This window comes from Parachlamydia sp., assembly GCF_050255895.1.
GTDB classification, from domain to species: Bacteria; Chlamydiota; Chlamydiia; order Chlamydiales; family Parachlamydiaceae; genus Parachlamydia; species Parachlamydia acanthamoebae.
The window spans coordinates 1-17,332 of record NZ_JBFWIR010000068.1; the positions used below are offsets into that span (position 1 = coordinate 1).

At 39.4% G+C, this 17,332-nt stretch carries 11 protein-coding genes; 8 read left to right on the forward strand and 3 right to left on the reverse strand.

Annotation, left to right across the window (positions count from 1 at the left end; all coding sequences use genetic code 11):
• Nucleotides 1-323: 323 nt before the first annotated feature.
• The 5 genes from AB7E63_RS11060 (at nucleotide 324) to AB7E63_RS11080 (ending at nucleotide 10,131) form a co-directional block, all read left to right on the forward strand.
• Nucleotides 324-3,824, forward strand: coding sequence for a DEAD/DEAH box helicase (locus AB7E63_RS11060; protein ID WP_006341605.1), 3,501 nt, complete (start codon nucleotides 324-326; stop codon nucleotides 3,822-3,824).
• A 75-nt stretch (nucleotides 3,825-3,899) separates the two neighbouring features.
• Nucleotides 3,900-4,955, forward strand: a complete 1,056-nt coding sequence (locus AB7E63_RS11065) for a rod shape-determining protein (protein WP_050784570.1) — start codon at nucleotides 3,900-3,902, stop codon at nucleotides 4,953-4,955.
• Nucleotides 4,956-4,998: 43 nt separating this feature from the next.
• On the forward strand, nucleotides 4,999-6,816 hold the full coding sequence (locus tag AB7E63_RS11070) for a phosphoenolpyruvate carboxykinase (GTP) (RefSeq protein WP_006341607.1): 1,818 nt from the start codon (nucleotides 4,999-5,001) through the stop codon (nucleotides 6,814-6,816).
• Between the two features lie 30 nt (nucleotides 6,817-6,846).
• The gene (locus tag AB7E63_RS11075; RefSeq protein WP_006341608.1) at nucleotides 6,847-8,196 is read left to right on the forward strand and encodes a LysM peptidoglycan-binding domain-containing protein; all 1,350 of its coding nucleotides are present in this window, start codon (nucleotides 6,847-6,849) and stop codon (nucleotides 8,194-8,196) included.
• 177 nt (nucleotides 8,197-8,373) lie between these two features.
• Nucleotides 8,374-10,131 (forward strand): hypothetical protein, encoded by a 1,758-nt coding sequence (locus AB7E63_RS11080; RefSeq protein WP_013924730.1) that lies wholly within the window; start codon nucleotides 8,374-8,376, stop codon nucleotides 10,129-10,131.
• Here the strand turns inward: AB7E63_RS11080 and AB7E63_RS11085 are convergent.
• Nucleotides 10,128-10,892: a hypothetical protein gene (locus AB7E63_RS11085; protein WP_013924729.1), complete on the reverse strand. Its 765-nt coding sequence runs from the start codon at nucleotides 10,890-10,892 to the stop codon at nucleotides 10,128-10,130. The two genes, AB7E63_RS11080 and AB7E63_RS11085, sit on opposite strands and share 4 nt — an antisense overlap.
• A gap of 82 nt (nucleotides 10,893-10,974) precedes the next feature.
• Here AB7E63_RS11085 and AB7E63_RS11090 point away from each other — a divergent pair, with 82 nt between their 5' ends.
• Nucleotides 10,975-12,906, forward strand: a complete 1,932-nt coding sequence (locus tag AB7E63_RS11090) for a hypothetical protein (RefSeq protein ID WP_013924728.1) — start codon at nucleotides 10,975-10,977, stop codon at nucleotides 12,904-12,906.
• Here AB7E63_RS11090 and AB7E63_RS11095 read toward each other — a convergent pair.
• Complete coding sequence (locus tag AB7E63_RS11095) at nucleotides 12,903-13,436, reverse strand: F-box protein (RefSeq protein WP_006341613.1); 534 nt, start codon at nucleotides 13,434-13,436, stop codon at nucleotides 12,903-12,905. The two genes, AB7E63_RS11090 and AB7E63_RS11095, sit on opposite strands and share 4 nt — an antisense overlap.
• Nucleotides 13,437-13,630: 194 nt before the next feature.
• Here AB7E63_RS11095 and AB7E63_RS11100 point away from each other — a divergent pair, with 194 nt between their 5' ends.
• On the forward strand, nucleotides 13,631-14,707 hold the full coding sequence (locus tag AB7E63_RS11100; protein ID WP_006341615.1) for a hypothetical protein: 1,077 nt from the start codon (nucleotides 13,631-13,633) through the stop codon (nucleotides 14,705-14,707).
• A gap of 29 nt (nucleotides 14,708-14,736) precedes the next feature.
• On the opposite strand, the gene AB7E63_RS11105 is transcribed toward AB7E63_RS11100, so the two are convergent.
• Complete coding sequence (locus AB7E63_RS11105) at nucleotides 14,737-15,483, reverse strand: adenylate kinase (protein ID WP_013924726.1); 747 nt, start codon at nucleotides 15,481-15,483, stop codon at nucleotides 14,737-14,739.
• A gap of 149 nt (nucleotides 15,484-15,632) precedes the next feature.
• Between AB7E63_RS11105 and AB7E63_RS11110 the strand changes: the two genes are divergently transcribed.
• On the forward strand, nucleotides 15,633-17,309 hold the full coding sequence (locus AB7E63_RS11110; protein ID WP_013924725.1) for a hypothetical protein: 1,677 nt from the start codon (nucleotides 15,633-15,635) through the stop codon (nucleotides 17,307-17,309).
• The last annotated feature ends 23 nt before the right edge of the window (nucleotides 17,310-17,332 follow it).

Below are 17,332 nucleotides of genomic sequence, written 5' to 3' on the forward strand. Positions count from 1 at the left end.
AACATATCCCCCCCCCTCCAACAAGCATAAAAACTAAAATAAATTAATCGTAAACAACTTACATTCTTAAACTAATTTTGTAATCAATCATTCTACTTGAAATTAACTCGCACAAATTGAAGATTTACACTAAATATAAAATTGCCCATTCAAAAAAAAATCTCAGAAAAAGAATCGATATTTTTTTTACCCTCTTCGCTTTTTTTGATTGCGTTCACATGGGAAAAAAGCTAAAAGATAGTGAAAAACCGCAAAGTTTCACTAAATTTCCCATTGTATGAGCGCTTAAAGGCTCTTTTAACCTAAATTTTCAGAGAGTGACAATGCTAAATTTTCGCAAATTAAAAAAAGACTATTCGCCCAATATTTTAAACGAAGGAAAGGATTTGAACGCCAAGGGCATGGTTGTTTCTGCAAAAATTGTCAGTCTCAGCCCCCAAAACGTTCGAATTAGTTGTGGTGTCTTAGGCGCCTTCGATAATAAATATCAATGCGAAATTGAGATTAGCCGACACGACTCAACCACATTGGATTCCGATTGTGATTGCCCCTATAAGTATGATTGCCAGCATCTGGCCGCCGTACTTTTTTACCTCGAAGAACAATTCGATGGAATGGTTGTCGAATATTCTAAAGAAACAGACTTAGAAAAAGCACACACTTTTAATGAGAAAGAAAAAGATACCCTTCGCAAAACATTCAAAGAAGCCGCACAAAAAGAGGGCGTTAGAAAAGGAAAGAAACAACAAAAAGAGCTTTTAGAAGAGTATATCGGCGCTTCGCAAGTTTTAGGACAATCCCCTTTCTTTCTACCTGAAGAAGAACTAACTTTAGATAAAGCGGAATTGGCCGTTGTCTTTACAACAGCTGGAAATGCTGCAGATGCTTTCCATGCAGCCGAAATCCAACTCGCCTTGCGCCTCCCTTTCCGATCAAAACCTTTAATCATTCCTGTCATTCGCGATTTTTTAAATGCTGTGCGGTATAGCGAACCCCTTTATATTGGAAATAAACGCTATTATTTTACCCTACAATCTTTTGATGAAGAAAGCGCCTTTCTCCTTAAAAGCATCATGGATTTCGCCCGCTTTCCCGATGTTGTTGCCGATCGCGCACAGCGCCTTGCGACCCTCGACAGTGAAACTTTTGGAACAATTTTGGCACAGATTTATGAATCCGTTATGCAACGCTTAAGCACAACAGGCTCCGTCTTAGCAGATGATTCCAAGCAGAAAACCATGCCATGTCTCTATAGTGGAAGCTTAGAAGAGCCGCTTCGACTCTCCCCTGGCCCCGCAAACCTTCAATTTGAACTCGAATATTTTACTGCACCAGACCCCAAAATTCTCTTTAAACCAACCCTTCTAATCGACCAAGGAATCGTTACGCTACAAGAAGCTCGCCTTTTCGAATGCTGCAAACCAGGCATGATTTTAAATCATACTTACTATCGATTCCCTGCCCTAATCAAGCGCAAACATTTGCGCAATATTTCAGTTGTCAGAGATATCACCATCCCAGAACCTTTATTCGGCACATTTGTAGAAAACTCCCTGCCCGAACTCATGCGATTTACTCATGTCAGCAACGGTGAGATCATTGAAAAGTTTGTGACACTTCCTTTTACAGGAAAGCTTGTTGCCGAATGTGATATTCACTATCTCAACGGCGTTTTAGAGGCAACAGTCGAGTTTGTTTATGGGCAAACAAAGGTCCCTTCCTCTTCGAATCAACTCACCATTCAGGAGATAATGTCTTTCGTTAAGCCGGAAGGAATTTTGGCTCGCAATTTAACAGAAGAGCAAAAAATCCTAAATGATCTCTTCCAAGACTTTGTCTATGATGCCTCACAACACTGCCATGTATGCAAATCTGATAAAAAAATTGTCGAATTTATGACCGAAGTCATTCCACGTAACCAGAGTCGAGTTAAATTTAATTGCCCATCTAACTTACTTGACCAGTTTATCTACGACAACACCAAGTTTAAATTACACCTTTCTGAAACAGAGAGAATGGATACCTATAAAGTTGATCTTAAAGTCGATGGCTACCTAAATGGCGTGACGATTGACTTACTTTGGGAATGTCTATCTTCTAAGAAAACATTCATCGAACTTTCTCGTGGGAAAACATCCAAAAGAAAAACGCATGCCGACGACGAGAGCAATTTCAAAACGCTTAAAATTCTCGTGCTAGATCTCGATAAATTGGCTCCAGTCGTTGAAATATTCGACGAGCTAGGCATCAATCTTCTCACGAATCACGAAGAAGAAAGACCTTTATGGAGTTTAGCAAGCTTGGATGCAAGCAGTTTTGAGGGGCTTCCAATTGCGTTTTCAATGACAGATAGATTACGTGAAGTTCAGCAACAAATGCTTGGAAAACAGTCATTTAACGCCCAACAGGTTCCAGAAGTCATCAATGCCAAATTGCGCGAATACCAAGTAGAGGGAGTCAACTGGCTTGAGCGACTACGCCACATGCACTTGAACGGAATTTTGGCTGATGATATGGGTCTCGGAAAAACACTGCAGGCAATTATCGCGGTGACTCAAAACAAAATTGATTATCCCGATTCAATCTCCATCGTCGTTTGCCCGACTTCCTTGGTTTACAACTGGCAAGAAGAATTTTCTAAATTTAATCCTCAGCTAAAAACTTTGCCTGTTGATGGCTCGCCAGCTCAACGCAAAAAGCTGATTAAAAACATGAAAAACTTTGATATCATCATTACATCTTATACCCTGCTACAAAAAGATATTGAGCACTATCAAAGCCTTAAATTTAGATATTGCATTCTCGATGAAGCCCAGCACATCAAAAACAGGGGAACGCGCAACGCGAAATCGGTCAAAATGTTGCAAGCCGCCCATCGTTTAGTCTTAACAGGAACACCGATTGAAAATTCATTGGAAGAACTTTGGAGCTTATTTGACTTCTTAATGCCTGGATTATTAAGTACTTTCGATAGATTCGTGGAACGCTATATTCGCAATCCACATACTAATCAGGGGAAAAATCTAGAAATCTTACGTCGCAAAGTTTCTCCTTTTATCTTGCGTCGTATGAAGCAAGACGTTTTATCTGAGCTTCCACCTTTATCCCAAATTGTGTATCATTGCCACCTTTCGGAAACGCAGCAACAACTTTACCGTTCTTATGCACAATCCGCACGCGAGGAACTCTCTCAGCTTGTCAGCAAAGAAGGATTTGATAAAGTCCAAATCCACGTATTGGCAACTCTGACACGTTTGAAACAAATTTGCTGCCATCCTGCGATTTTTGCTAAGGAGAAACCCGAAGGAGGCGACTCTTCCAAATACGATATGTTGATGGAACTTATTCCTACACTCATCGAAGGAAAGCATAAGACCGTTATTTTTAGCCAATACACGCGCATGCTTAATATTATCCGCGACGATTTATCCTCACAAGGTATTCCATTTGAATACTTAGATGGATCGAGCAAAAATCGTTTGAATATTGTAAAAAAATTCAACGAAGATGAAAATATCCCCATCTTCCTTGTTTCCCTGAAAGCTGGCGGTACGGGTCTTAACCTGATCGGTGCGGATACAGTTATCCACTATGATATGTGGTGGAACCCCGCAGTTGAAAATCAGGCCACAGACCGCGTGCACCGCTTAGGACAAAAGAAATCCGTGTTATCTTATAAGCTGATTACCTTGGGAACCATCGAAGAGAAAATCTTGCAACTTCAACAACAAAAAGAAGGCCATGTCAAAAAAGTTGTCAGCTGCGATGAAGAAGCAATTGCCAAATTGACTTGGGAAGAAGTGTTGGAACTTTTGCAAGTTTAACTTAATCAGATTCACTCTTTGGAATAAATTATGAGTAAAAAAAATCAATCTGGATTGAAAGAGTCATTCGACACAATGTACCGCTCTGCTTTCGGGCAGCTCAATAAATTTAGAGGGGCATTTTCAAATGACATCGGGATCGATCTAGGAACTGCCAATACCCTTGTTTTCGTTAGAGGCAAGGGTATTGTGCTTGCCGAGCCTTCTGTTGTGGCAGTTGACTCTTCCACAAACGAAGTTTTGGCTGTCGGCCATAAAGCGAAGGATATGCTAGGCCGCACACCCCGACGTATTCACGCAGTGCGCCCAATGAAAGATGGGGTAATCGCAGATTTTGAAATTGCAGAAGGCATGTTAAAAGCATTAATTAAGCGCGTGACCCCTTCGAGAAGTTTATTTAGACCCAAAATTCTCATCGCCGTTCCTTCTGGAATTACAGGTGTTGAGAAACGAGCTGTAGAAGATGCCGCGTTGCATGCCGGAGCTCAAGAAGTAATTCTTATTGAAGAGCCTATGGCAGCAGCAATCGGTGTTGACCTGCCCGTTCATCAACCAGCAGCCAGCATGATTATTGATATTGGGGGCGGAACTACCGAAATCGCAATCATCTCTCTTGGGGGAATTGTAGAATCTCGCTCTCTACGTATTGCTGGAGATGAATTCGATGAATGTATCATTAATTACATGCGCCGCACTTACAATTTAATGATTGGGCCTCGTACGGCTGAAGAAATTAAAATGACCATCGGTTCTGCCTATCCTTTAGGGGAAAATGAGTTAGAGATGGAAGTCCGTGGGCGCGATCAGGTTGCAGGTCTGCCTGTCACAAAACGGATTAACTCTGTTGAAATTCGAGAATGCTTAGCTGAGCCGAATCAGCAGATCATCGAACATGTAAAGCTCACGTTAGAAAAATGCCCTCCAGAACTTGCCGCCGACCTTGTCGAAAGAGGGATGGTCATTACAGGTGGCGGAGCTCTAATGAAAGGATTAGATAAACTGTTAATCAAAGAAACAGGTCTTCCCGTTATTACAGCCCCCAATCCCTTGCTCTCTGTTTGCTTAGGAACAGGCAAAGCTCTAGAGTACTTGGATAAATTTAAAAAACGTAAAGCCATGGCAAACGCTTAATTGGACAAACCAATCTTCGTATAGGCAACTGTAAAGGAATGAAATGACTCTTAAAACCGATACTCTTGAGCAATGGACAACCAACCAAACCCTCATTCAGTGGATTCAAGAAGCTGTCCAACTTTGCCAACCTGATCACGTCCATCTTTGTGATGGTTCTGAAGAAGAATACGAAATACTTTGCCAAGAAATGATCGTAGAAGGCAAATGGCAACGATTGAATCCAGAGCGCCGACCAGGAAGCTACGTATGTAGCTCAGATCCTGCGGACGTGGCACGTGTCGAAGAACGAACATTCATTTGCTCTGAAAAGAAAGAGGACGCAGGCCCCACAAATCATTGGAAAGATCCCAAAGAAATGCACGGAATCCTACAAAATTTGTTTAAAGGATGCATGATTGGAAGAACGATGTACGTGATCCCTTTCAGTATGGGGCCTTTGGGCTCAAACATTGCACACATTGGTGTTCAGATTACGGATTCTCAGTATGTCGTTTGCAACATGCGCATCATGACACGCATGGGTAAAAAAGTATTAGATGTTTTAAGAAATGATCATTTTGTTCCCTGTATGCATTCGGTCGGCTATCCTTTAACAGATGGAAAAAAAGACATCCCATGGCCCTGTCATCCCACGGAGAAATATATCGTCCAATTTCCTGAAAAGCGTTCGATTTGGTCTTATGGGAGTGGCTATGGAGGCAATGCCTTATTAGGAAAAAAATGCTTTGCTTTACGCATCGCCTCTGTGATGGCTCGGGATGAAGGCTGGTTAGCCGAACATATGCTCATTATGAGCCTCACAAATCCTCAAGGAGAAAAAAAATATATCGCCGCGGCTTTCCCTAGTGCATGTGGAAAAACAAATCTAGCGATGTTAACTCCCACCCTTCCAGGTTGGAAAGTCGAAACTGTTGGCGATGATATAGCTTGGATGAAATTTGGTGAAGATGGACAGCTTTATGCCATCAACCCAGAAGCAGGTTTTTTTGGAGTCGCTCCCGGAACTTCGATGCAATCAAATCCCAATGCCATGAAAACCATTAGTCGAAACGCTATTTTTACCAACGTCGCTCGCACAGATGATGGAGATGTTTGGTGGGAAGGGATGACAAAAAATCCTCCTGCCCATCTAATCAACTGGTTAAATCATGAATGGACGCCCAATTCAAAGGAAAAAGCAGCCCATCCAAATGCCCGTTTTACTGTACCAGCCTCTCAATGTCCTATCATTGATCCCACTTGGGAAGACCCAAAAGGCGTCCCAATTTCTGCGATTCTTTTCGGTGGACGACGTTCATCAGTTGTGCCTCTTGTTTACGAATCATTTGATTGGAGGCATGGCACATTTCTTGGAGCAAGTGTTTCCTCTCAAACAACTGCCGCCGCGGCAGGTGAAGTGGGAAAACTACGCCACGATCCTTTTGCCATGCTTCCGTTTTGTGGATATCATATGGGCGATTATTTTGGTCATTGGCTCAATATGGGTCATTCCAAAAAAGCAAAAAAACTTCCTAAAATATACTATGTCAATTGGTTTCGCCAAAACGCGAATGGCGAATGGTTGTGGCCAGGCTTTGGAGAAAATAGCCGCGTTCTTAAATGGATATTTGAAAGAACATCCGGAAAAGGAAAGGGTGTTGACACTCCTATAGGAGTGACTCCAACTCCCGATGGTTTAGACTTGACAGGATTGAATATTTCAGACGAAACAATCAAAGCATTGTTGCATGTCAACAAAGACGAATGGAAAAAAGAAGTAACAGAACTTGCGGATTACTTTAAATTATTCGGGGATAGACTTCCAAAAGGTATTCACGATGAACTCCATGCCCTAGAACAAAGATTAAACTCTGCATAACGACACTTACATTTGGCTCTCTCTTTACCCATGTCCACGACTAAAAAATACTTAAATCAAATTCGAAGATTAAGCCAGGCACTCATTGTCAGTTTTGCCCTCAATATTGGTCTAACGGCCTTATTTGTCTATTGGTTTGTCAAAGAGCGTCCTCCCACCCCCTATTGTGAATTAAAACCCGCCGATTTGCGATCTGAGCAGCCTCCCTTAGCGATGGACAAAAGCAATGGGGAATTGATTCGACATTTCCAAAAAATGTCTCTACAGCAACTTTTAACAAAACTTGGAAATAATCAACTTGTCGAAAATGGATACACACAAAGAGATCTAGCTGTTGCCAGCCTTGTCACTTTTCATCATTTTGATCTCACTAAAGCTCTGTTAGGGCTTCCTCAACCCATGCAACAAAGAACAATTGTTTTTGATAATGCACCTGGAAAGAAAACCGGAAAAATTGATGTGTATCCAGGTCTAACCGATGTGCATTACCAAGCCATCATGCGCTATGCGCTCACGGAACAATGGCCGATGACCTCAGAAGGGCTGTTTCTTTTATTACAAAAAGCTAAAGGTAAGCATGATCCTTCTTTAGCTGATGCGTTTTACTTAACACAGGAATTCCTTGCCGTTGAAATGCTTTTCAATAGAGCAGAGGTCGTGATTCAAAAGAAAGAGTTATTGCAAATTTTGATTGAAGGCAACTGGTCTTTGCTCTCAACTTTTTTGCAGCAACAAAAAGTCTCTCAGGATCTTTCTGCCGCTCGTAGACAACGATTTTTGCTCGATTATATCCAGCAACACTCCTCTGCAGCGGCCCAATTGATTTTAAAAACAGATGGCCTATTTGCTCTGAAAAAACTGAACGATAGCCATGTATTAGAAATTTTACATTTGTTAAAAGAAAAAACTCCCCTAGCAAAGCAATTCGCACTCGCGCTTCTGACCAGTCCTAGAAGTGATGCTGTGTGGGAGCTTGCGGCTCGCCATCTCTATGAGCAAGCTGGAGAACCCATCCCTGAAAAGTATCAGCATCACGCTGCATTATCTCGTTTTATCCCTCAAAAAAGTATTATTCAAAATGAGGATGAAATAAAGACCAAAGAGCCCCCTGTAAATCCTATTCCCGAGAAAACAGTGAGCACTAAAGAGATTCCAGTGGCACCCCCTGTCTCAGTAAAATATCCTTCTCCCCCACCCCATAAGGAAGTAGCCAAAAGAACGAAACCGATCCCGCAAAATCGTTTATACATTGTGCAAGAAGGTGATACTCTTTGGAAAATTGCGGGACGCTTTAAGATTGATGTTGAGACATTAAAAAAACACAATCGATTAAAATCCGATGCTTTAAAAGTTGGAGAGCCCCTAAGAATCCCCACTTAGACTAATGACACAACCTTTTTAAATTAATAAAAAAATTTAAATCAACATTTATTTAAATAGGCATTCTTCCTGAAAATACCAAGAAAAATAAAAAAGTAGGCAAAAAATATTAAAGTCAAGGTATACTGCGCTCATACAAACTACTTGTCATAGCATATGCATAGAGAGGTGAAAACGATGACAGTTTTAATCGACACAAAAAAATTCGATGGTTACCTAGACCAGGTTCAACAATATGCAATCCGCTTAAATAAAGAAGAAGGTGTTCTTGAAGAACTATTAAAATTTATCGAAGATCAACAGCTAGAATGGGCTGAAGACCACTCCTATCAGGAATTCTTTAAAGGAGAATCCGCATTCTTTAAGCAAGAATTTGATCAGGCCTTGAAACATTATTTGCAAGCCAGAGCAATTCCTCTCTTTCAATTCTTTTGCTACCGTGCTTCAGCCTTTGTATCGAAGTCTATAGGGAATCAAGAAAAAGCCATTAGCTTCAGTCGAAAAGCCCTTAAATTCTTCCCTAATGATTATCCCTTACTGACGCTTCTTAAGGAATTATTAACTTCCGATTCCCATCGAGAAAGTGCCCAAGAAATTCATCTGAAATTACAAGCTTTAGAAAATGGAGATTCCCCTTCATCTCTTTTATCGAATATAAATGAGCCAACAATCCCGATGGGAGAGAAAACCGTGCATGAACTCAATCACATTTTTGAAAGCCACTCGAGTAACTCAGAAGATTTATTTTTGGAAGAAGAAGAAAAACCTTTTAACTCTTTTGCCATTCCTGTTGGAGAAGTCACCACAGCCCCTTCAGTAGCTACAACAGAAGAATTCATGACAAAAAAAATAGAAGTGGATTCAGAAGAGGAGCAATCTTTGAGACATCACATTCAAACCTTTAACGATATGCAAGCAAAATCATTGAGCGACTATATCGAGTCATTCCATAGACGCCCGCCCGTTGAGAATTGCAGCCTATTTCTTTTAAGTGGAAACATACCTTCTACTCTTCCTTTTTTGACAACAGAGCCCCACCAAAAAACCGGCTTTTACTTGCGTTGGAATGATAAAGGAATCGTTGTTAATCCCGGCAAACATTTTTTAAATGATTTCCATGAGCAAGGCTTACACATTCGTGATATTGATTATGTGATAGTCACGCAGGATCAGCCTCTTTGCTATGCTGGTATCAAAGAAATCTATGACTTAGCTTATCAAGTCAATCGCTTAGATGCAGAACCAAAAGTCATTCATTATTATTTAAATCAAAAAGCTTACCAAGAGCTTTCTCTTATTCTAAAACCTCACTTTAAACAAGAGCGAAACACACTTCATAGCCTTGAGCTGTTTGTGGATTCTTCGGATATAGAAAAAGTGGAGCTCCATCATGATATTGTGTTACACTACTTTCCTGTATCAAAAGGAAAACAAGACACTTCTCATGCATTAGGGATTCGTCTTGATTTAAGACTCTCAGAAACTCCCTATTCAGAAATCAAATGTGGATATGTATCAGGTGGTGCATGGTCTTCTTCTTTCTCAAACTTCTTGAAAAATTGCGATGTGATTCTAGCTGGTTTCGGAAATACGTCCTCTCCTGATTATGGAAAACAAGTCTTTAATGAAGATAGCCTTGGCTATTTTGGTAGCTCCACATTGTTAGAAGAAGCACAACCTCACCTTTTCCTATTGACAGAGTTTGAAGGTAAAGAAGGAGACATTCGATTAGAAGTCGTCAGAAAAATGCGTGCAGAATGTAAAAACCAAACGGTCATTTTGCCTGCAGATTGCAGTCTCGTTGTTCACTTAAAAAAACATCTCATCCGATGTTCTTCAAGTAAAAGATGGGTGGTACCTAACGAAATTCGAGTCTTTAAGTCTCCCCACGCATTTGATAGACTTTCGTACATTTCTGATTGTCATTACCTTTAAGAAAGATTTCTGCCACTGGAATTTTCGAGTGGCAGAAAACGTTTTTCACAGAATTCCTTCATCATCTTTCTTATTAAGCTCAATATTAATTGTTGCTTTGAAGGTGGCATCTTCTCAAATATTCCTGAATCCCGAAGATCTTCTATTACAGCGCTTTGGATAGATTTACAACTTGGCTTTTCGAAAGAAGCGTTCATTTTTTCAATTGCCATATTGTAGAGCTGAGTATGTGTTAAACAATGATATCGCCCCTCATTTTGCAGTAATCCTTCAACCTCTTGATAAAGCGAAGTTCCAACTAATCCATAGTGATTAAACATACGCGAGATTAAATGCCTTAAGCAAGATTCCTGCGGAAATATCTCTAATATTTCAGAAAGAGCTCCTAAATATTCATAAATTTCATGTTTTTCCCATCCTGGCACGTCTAAAAAAATGAGCCCTTCATAATTAATCGCAAAAATAAAATCTTTTCCTTCTTCAAAGTAATGATTTTTGGCCAAATGCAAAAGCTTTAATACACGCTCTTTGCGCTTATAGACATCACCTCCAAGTAGCCCATCCACGGCGAGGTGAAGAAACGTATCTCCTTTATATTCGTGAATATATGAAACATTATTCATTCTGAAAGCCAACATATCTGGACTAAAATGATCCGGATTTTTTTTCCATTTCTCCCACATATACGAAATATAAGAAGAGTGATCTTGTTCGCAATAAAATAGTTGTATACGGGGATCATTAATCTGAAAAATAGACATAAAATCTCACTTAATAAACTAAAAATTAAATAAATGTTATAATAACTGTATCTATACCAACATTTTTAATAAAAGTTTGTTTATGGATACACATAATATTCATTCGAATGGTTCTGAATGGCTATATCCTTCAATTCAAAAAAAAGAAGGAGAGCCTTCTCATTTAATAGAAAATGAAAATTCGTTAAAAGATTTTGAGTTTCAAAAAGTCATTTCGATTGATGCTGGTTATTCTTTGATTGAGCGGATGCACGATCTTTTTTCTAAACAAGTACAACATTTGCCTCCAGAGCGTCAAAATGATGTCCATCACATATTTAAAACTAAAAAAGAGCAATTTCAATCACTTTTAGCCAATCAAGCTGAAAAATATAATACCGCTAGTGAGGCAAATCTATCGACAAGAAATTTTTACAAAAACTGGAAGCAAAAAAAAGCATTCGAAAAAGATATGGATAAAATGATTATCCATACATGCGAACAAGCCTTAAAAGCTGCGGGACCAGATGCTGCTCGACAAATCAAAGCCCAATTGGGCGCAACATCGAGTTCATTAAAAAAAGCCATTTCAGCTCAAATGGTTGCTTTAAGGACTGTGGCCGCTAGCGATTTAAATCGGAATAATCAAACTTTACGAGCAAAATTTGAAATTCCTCTGATTTCATCGCAAGGAGAAAAGACACAAGTTTTTTATGATGAAGCCAAACGAATCGATACGAGTTCATTTCTGATACGTCAAGCCGATTTGCAAGAAACGGAGCTCAAATCCCTCCTAGCAAAAGCATCTTCTCAAATGGAAAGAAAAAAAATTCAATCTCGTTTAAATGAGGTTCAGGAGAAAAAACAAAACTACATCAAATTATCTCAAGGAGATGCGTGGCGCTCTAGTGCGGAATCCAATATCGGTGTGCACGAAAAACTTGAAATGAGCACCAACCCTTGGATTGAAAAGATTTATCTTCCCCCTCAATCTTCTCACCCGCTGACGCCCTTTCAAGTGGGACGTTCAGGTGTTTTCGGTTTCAACGCAAGCCCAAAAACCAACATTCAAGAACTGATTCAAAAAAATGCACAAAAACCCTCTGAAAAACTTCAAAAAGAAATTGACCGAAGAGAATCTATGCTCCGATCTCAACTCGGAGCAATGCTTTCTGCCCAAGCTGAAACGCTTGCTGAAGGCATTCAAACGTCTCTAACAAATGGAACTCCTAATTTATTTTACGATACCAAAACGTTCCCCTATACCCAAATGTCCTTATTGCATTTTACCGGAAATGAACCAAATCTCCTGACAGATATGGAATGGATTTTTAATCAAATTGAGGGAAAAGAACTAATTTTTGATGGAAAATCTGGATTTGATACCGCAGGCAATCTACACATTCCCAATCCTGTCTATGATGCAATGAATACGCCCTTAAAATTAAAAATTCAGCCTTCCTTGTATAATTTTAATGTGCAGGGAGATACGTTTGCGACGAAAAAAACCAAGTATAAAGAAGTAAATGAAAAAGCATGGAGCAATACTCAAAAAAAATACAAAACATATACAAACTGGTTGTCTGGATTGCATCAAGCAGGGAAACTTTCGAATGCCCTGTACGAAGAACAATTAAGCTCCTTAAATGACCTCAAAACAAAAATAGAACTTCAATTGAATAAGCAAAGCTCAAACTATCAAATTGCAGCGGATATTTCTGAACTTGAGCGGATGATGAATTCTTCTTTAGGGATAAACTGTAAAAGTGGAAAAGACCGCACATCTTATTTAATTAATGTGCTGATTAATCGGCATATTGGAAAACATATCGAAAAAAATTACCCTTTGTACCCTGAAGAACTAGGTGAAATTAAAAAAAATCTAGCCGCTCAAGTGGCTCACAAAGGTGTCGGATTGCATATTACCGGGTTAAATATTGGATTTAAAGCCTTTAAAATTACGCGCTTCAGCGTGGAAGGAATGCGTCTGAATGAAAGGTTAAAGCTTTATCTACTCGCATTTAAATTACGTTAAACTAAAGACTTCATCATTGTGTCAAGGCCAACACACGTATTCTCCAACTCTAACGGATAATTCGCCTTTATCTCACTTGTCTCCCCAGGTCTTTTCGCTGTAGAGAATCGATTCACTGGAATCTCAGGGGAAAAGCGCTTTGTAAAAATGCAAAAATCTCTCACATCAGATTTCACTGCTTGAGAATGATTGACTTTGATCACCATTTCAAAGTTCTGATTAAAAGGAAAAAAACAGACAAATTTTGCACCTTGATTGGGTTGAACTCCAGAGACAAGACCTTTCATCTTCGCTAAAATTTCATCGGGAGATTTCGCCACCCGTTTCAAAACATGCTCCCTTAAATTCATTCCAGGCTCTAATATAGCCTTAGGAAGCATTTTTTCCCATAAGCTGTTATCACTTGCCAACCGCCTCCATTTTTTGCAAACCTCTGCACATCTTGCAATTTCAGGAATTGGTAAAAATGTTAAAATTCCTAAAGCCATTTCTTCTGGCAAATAGGTCAAAGGATCTAATCGAACAGTCATTTTTGATCATCCTGCAATAAGTGGATGGAAATTCTATGCTAACAATCGATTAAATTCAATCTTCGAACCTTAAACTTTTTGAATATCATTCTTAAATTCAAATACATGGTTACATTCGAGTATCTTTTTGAATATTTTCTTTTCAAATCCGTTGAAAAAAATTATAAACAGGCTAAGCATAAGGGAGGGATCTAATGACTTTCGAGAAGGTTGACCATACATTGGAAGAACATGTGCAAAAACTGATCGCATCTGATGAAAGTCATTTGACTCAACAGGCTTCTCATCTAACCTCCCAAGAATTGATCTATGCACTCTCTTTGCTAGGGGAAGGAAAAGAGGAATTTTGGAAACAAAAAACAAGAGCTCTAATCAATGGCCTATTCAGTCGCCAAAGTTTGGAACAAGCAGGACACGCTTTAAATGTAGAACAACTCCTAGACTTATTTCAACATCGACAGATTTTGGAGACGAAGGAGCTGTGGAAAATATCTCCTATCATTGTGGGAATTCGCCCCTCTGTTTTTCGAGAACTTTTAACAAAAGCTACTCCGCATGAATTACAGATATTCAAACAAGAAGGCATGACTGAGCCTGTCCAGCACCACATTACACTTTTAACCCAAGATCTTCTTTACGAAATTGACGATCTGCTGAGCCATTCCTTTCATTTGGAAATGGAAATTAATTCTTTAGATGTTTCGGCTGCTTCAGATGACCTTAATACATTTATCGACCGCATTCAAAGAACCTCCCAAAAATTTCAAGGTTTTTTAAATTTATTAAATGCGCTTCTAGAAATAACCTGGAATACTTCGCGTATCGATTTAATTGAAAAACTAACTTTTGCTAAGACCTCAATCCAAAAAGTAATAAATCAGCTAGGTCAACCGGGAGATGACAACGCCCCCCAAACTGGCCTATTTGCTAAAGTCGTTCATCATTTCGAGAACATCTTTAAACCAGAACATGCGTTAATCACTTTAGAAAATTTTGATGAAGATATCCCCGTTTTGGAAGCTTTAACAAAATTTTCTATGTGGTATGTGGTGGATTATTGGGAATTAGGACTATTGCCTAACGTTAAGCAACGAGAACAATTAAACCTCGATCCCACAATCTATTCCGAAAAAGAATGTCTGGATTATCGGGAACAGCTTTTAAAAGAGATTTCGCAAAATTTAGAAAATAAGGGCTTAAGAACTGTGCGCGATCTCAAAAAGCATCGTATTTTTTCAAAAAAAGCCCTATTGGATTATCTGCATAGCTAATATTGATTAGCTATGCAGCGCTAGAGAACCTACTGTGATTTCAAAGTATTGACATGATTCATAAGATCAGCAAAAACTTGCTCAGGAGATCTTTCCCCATTTACTGGAATCAAGACGTTTCTTTTCTGATAAAACTCCACCAACGGAGCAGTTTGCTCATGGTAGACTTTTAATCTTTGTTGAACAACATTGGGATCGTCATCTGACCGACGAACAAGCTCGCCGCCACATATATCACAAATGCCCTCTTGCTTAGGGGGAGAAAAATAGCGATTAAAAATATGCCCGCCTTTAGTGCAAGTTAAGCGGCCTTCGGCTCTTTTAACAATCACTTCATCTGGAACTTCTAAGTTAAACACCACCATGCGCTCATTCGCTTTTAGCTGCTTTTCAAGAGTTTCAGCTTGAGCAATTGTGCGGGGAAAGCCATCTAATAAAACACCTTGTGCACTGTCCGGCTGGGAAATGCGCTCAAATAAAATTTCCATTACCAATTCATCAGGCACTAATTTTCCCGCTTGGATATATCCCTTTGCTTTTTCCCCCAAAGACGTTTCTTTTTTGATGTGTTCACGCAAAAGATCCCCTGTGGAAATATGGGGAATATGCAATTTTTGTGAAAGTTGCACTGCCTGAGTTCCTTTGCCTGAGCCGGGCGGCCCCAAAAGAATCCAAATGGTTCTGCCGGCTTGCACAGGTGGCACGGTTTGTGCGAGTGCTGTAAGAGGAATAAGAGAGATCATAAGAGAATAAAATCCTACCAAAAACATGTTCATAATTGTTGTCCTAAACTTTATACGTATACGCTAGTTAGGGGTCTTTAAAGAAAGATAATTTAAAGGATTTATGTGAATAAACTCAATGTTAATTCTTGGCATTATTATTGCTTCTTCTAATATGAGTTTTCTCTACAAGGAGACCCTGCATGCACCCTCTTTCTAGAGTCCCACAAAAAATCATCCCTACGGATAAAATTGCTTTCACCCAAAAACTTGACGGTCAATGGATCGCTTCCCAAAAAGGCGTTATGGGTGGTCGCTCAATTAAAATTGATCTAAACCTTAAGGATAAGCCTTCTCAAAAAAAAATTAAAGAATTAATGAAGCAGGCTTTTAAAGAAGGCAGTTCCCTAGCCCGACAAATAACCAATGAGGAGACCTCGGTCCAATATTCTTTAAAGAAGTATCCTATCGACATCTGTTTGACGATTGAGGGCCCGGCAATTCTAGCTCCCCCATATACAGCAGCAAAAATTCAAGATAGAAACGAAGGATTGCTCGCTCATCTTTATGCAAGATTCACTGGGGTCTTCAAATCATTCTTAGCTTCTTCTGATGGCAACGTCGCTTTAAGCGCAGGCCATCTGTCAAAGGGTGCCCATCCTTCAGAACCCGTCAAAATTGTACAAAATCTCATCGACAGCGAAATGCTTGATCTTCAGCTTCATTCCAATGCCCCCTCCAATTTCTTTGAGGCTCATAGTCAATATAATAAAGATATCTCCTTACTCCACCACCTCTTTAGTTTCCCATATAAAAAAAATCTGAGCCGGATGGATCGCCTAAAAGAGCATGAATGTGTGCTCTTTTCCATGCCAGGCGAAGGGCATATGATGATGGCGATGGCCATTAAACAAAATGATGGACTTTTTACATTTTATCTCGCCAATTCTGGACTAAAAGCTGACCATTATCACCATAAAAAATACAATGCAAGGGACGAGCGTATCTATCAACAAATCTATGTAATAGAAGATATTCCCAAGGAAAATCTTAAAGATTTCATTAAATTTTACTTAAAAAGCAAAAATTCGAAGAGGGATCGCATTGTAAAAATGTACGAAGAAATGCAGAGATTGGGTGTGTCAAAAAACGTGGACGACTCTCGCTTTTGGAATACAGCTCAAGTAGGTGGATCTTGTGCGGGAGACGCAGAAAAAGCCATGCTCAGAGCAGTCCTGTCAAAAGAAAGCTACAGCAAGCTCAAAGTACACCTCGATACACACAACGCATTCAAGCTATATAAACTCATTTCCTCAAAAACGCAAACGAGCTATTCGACTAAGGTCAGCTTATTAGAAATAGTCAAGATTCTTCAGTCAAAAAAACTCAATCAAGAAATGGGGGATGCTTTAGAACAGATCAAACAAAAAACAGAAAAACAAATACACAAATCTAAAGCCCTTCACCTCCCATCAAAATTGAAAAAAATCATCTTTAAAGATTATGCCAATTTGGCGCCCCCCTTCAAAGAACCTGATGATCTATTAAAACGCGTCTGTTTTCTGATTGCTGATGGAAAATATAATGAGGCTCATGCCATCATTTTACAACTTTATAGCCTACCTTTTGTTGAAGAAGCCAATGAATCTGAAAGGCAAGTTGTTCGAAATATTATGGCTCTTTATAAACATGATACGGTCAGAAGCCGTGAACTCCTTAATCTTTACTATGGTTTATCTAAAGTCATCGTAAATAGAGCGATCTATCTCGATGAAGAGGAATATGCCCTGGATCAAAGTATTGGATATGACTACACTCATGCAAAAATTCAGAAATTTTACCCTGAAGATCCCTGGGTTTTCTCAAATTCTAATAAATAACCTCGACTTAAATTTAATTTATA

Bases quoted from the DNA above. Each gene is read 5' to 3' on its own strand.
- AB7E63_RS11060 (WP_006341605.1), top strand. From the start codon at position 324: ATGCTAAATTTTCGCAAATTAAAAAAAGACTATTCGCCCAATATTTTA.
- AB7E63_RS11065 (WP_050784570.1), top strand. From the start codon at position 3,900: ATGTACCGCTCTGCTTTCGGGCAGCTCAATAAATTTAGAGGGGCATTT.
- AB7E63_RS11070 (WP_006341607.1), top strand. From the start codon at position 4,999: ATGACTCTTAAAACCGATACTCTTGAGCAATGGACAACCAACCAAACC.
- AB7E63_RS11075 (WP_006341608.1), top strand. From the start codon at position 6,847: ATGTCCACGACTAAAAAATACTTAAATCAAATTCGAAGATTAAGCCAG.
- AB7E63_RS11080 (WP_013924730.1), top strand. From the start codon at position 8,374: ATGACAGTTTTAATCGACACAAAAAAATTCGATGGTTACCTAGACCAG.
- AB7E63_RS11085 (WP_013924729.1), bottom strand. From the start codon at position 10,892: ATGTCTATTTTTCAGATTAATGATCCCCGTATACAACTATTTTATTGC.
- AB7E63_RS11090 (WP_013924728.1), top strand. From the start codon at position 10,975: ATGGATACACATAATATTCATTCGAATGGTTCTGAATGGCTATATCCT.
- AB7E63_RS11095 (WP_006341613.1), bottom strand. From the start codon at position 13,436: ATGACTGTTCGATTAGATCCTTTGACCTATTTGCCAGAAGAAATGGCT.
- AB7E63_RS11100 (WP_006341615.1), top strand. From the start codon at position 13,631: ATGACTTTCGAGAAGGTTGACCATACATTGGAAGAACATGTGCAAAAA.
- AB7E63_RS11105 (WP_013924726.1), bottom strand. From the start codon at position 15,483: ATGAACATGTTTTTGGTAGGATTTTATTCTCTTATGATCTCTCTTATT.
- AB7E63_RS11110 (WP_013924725.1), top strand. From the start codon at position 15,633: ATGCACCCTCTTTCTAGAGTCCCACAAAAAATCATCCCTACGGATAAA.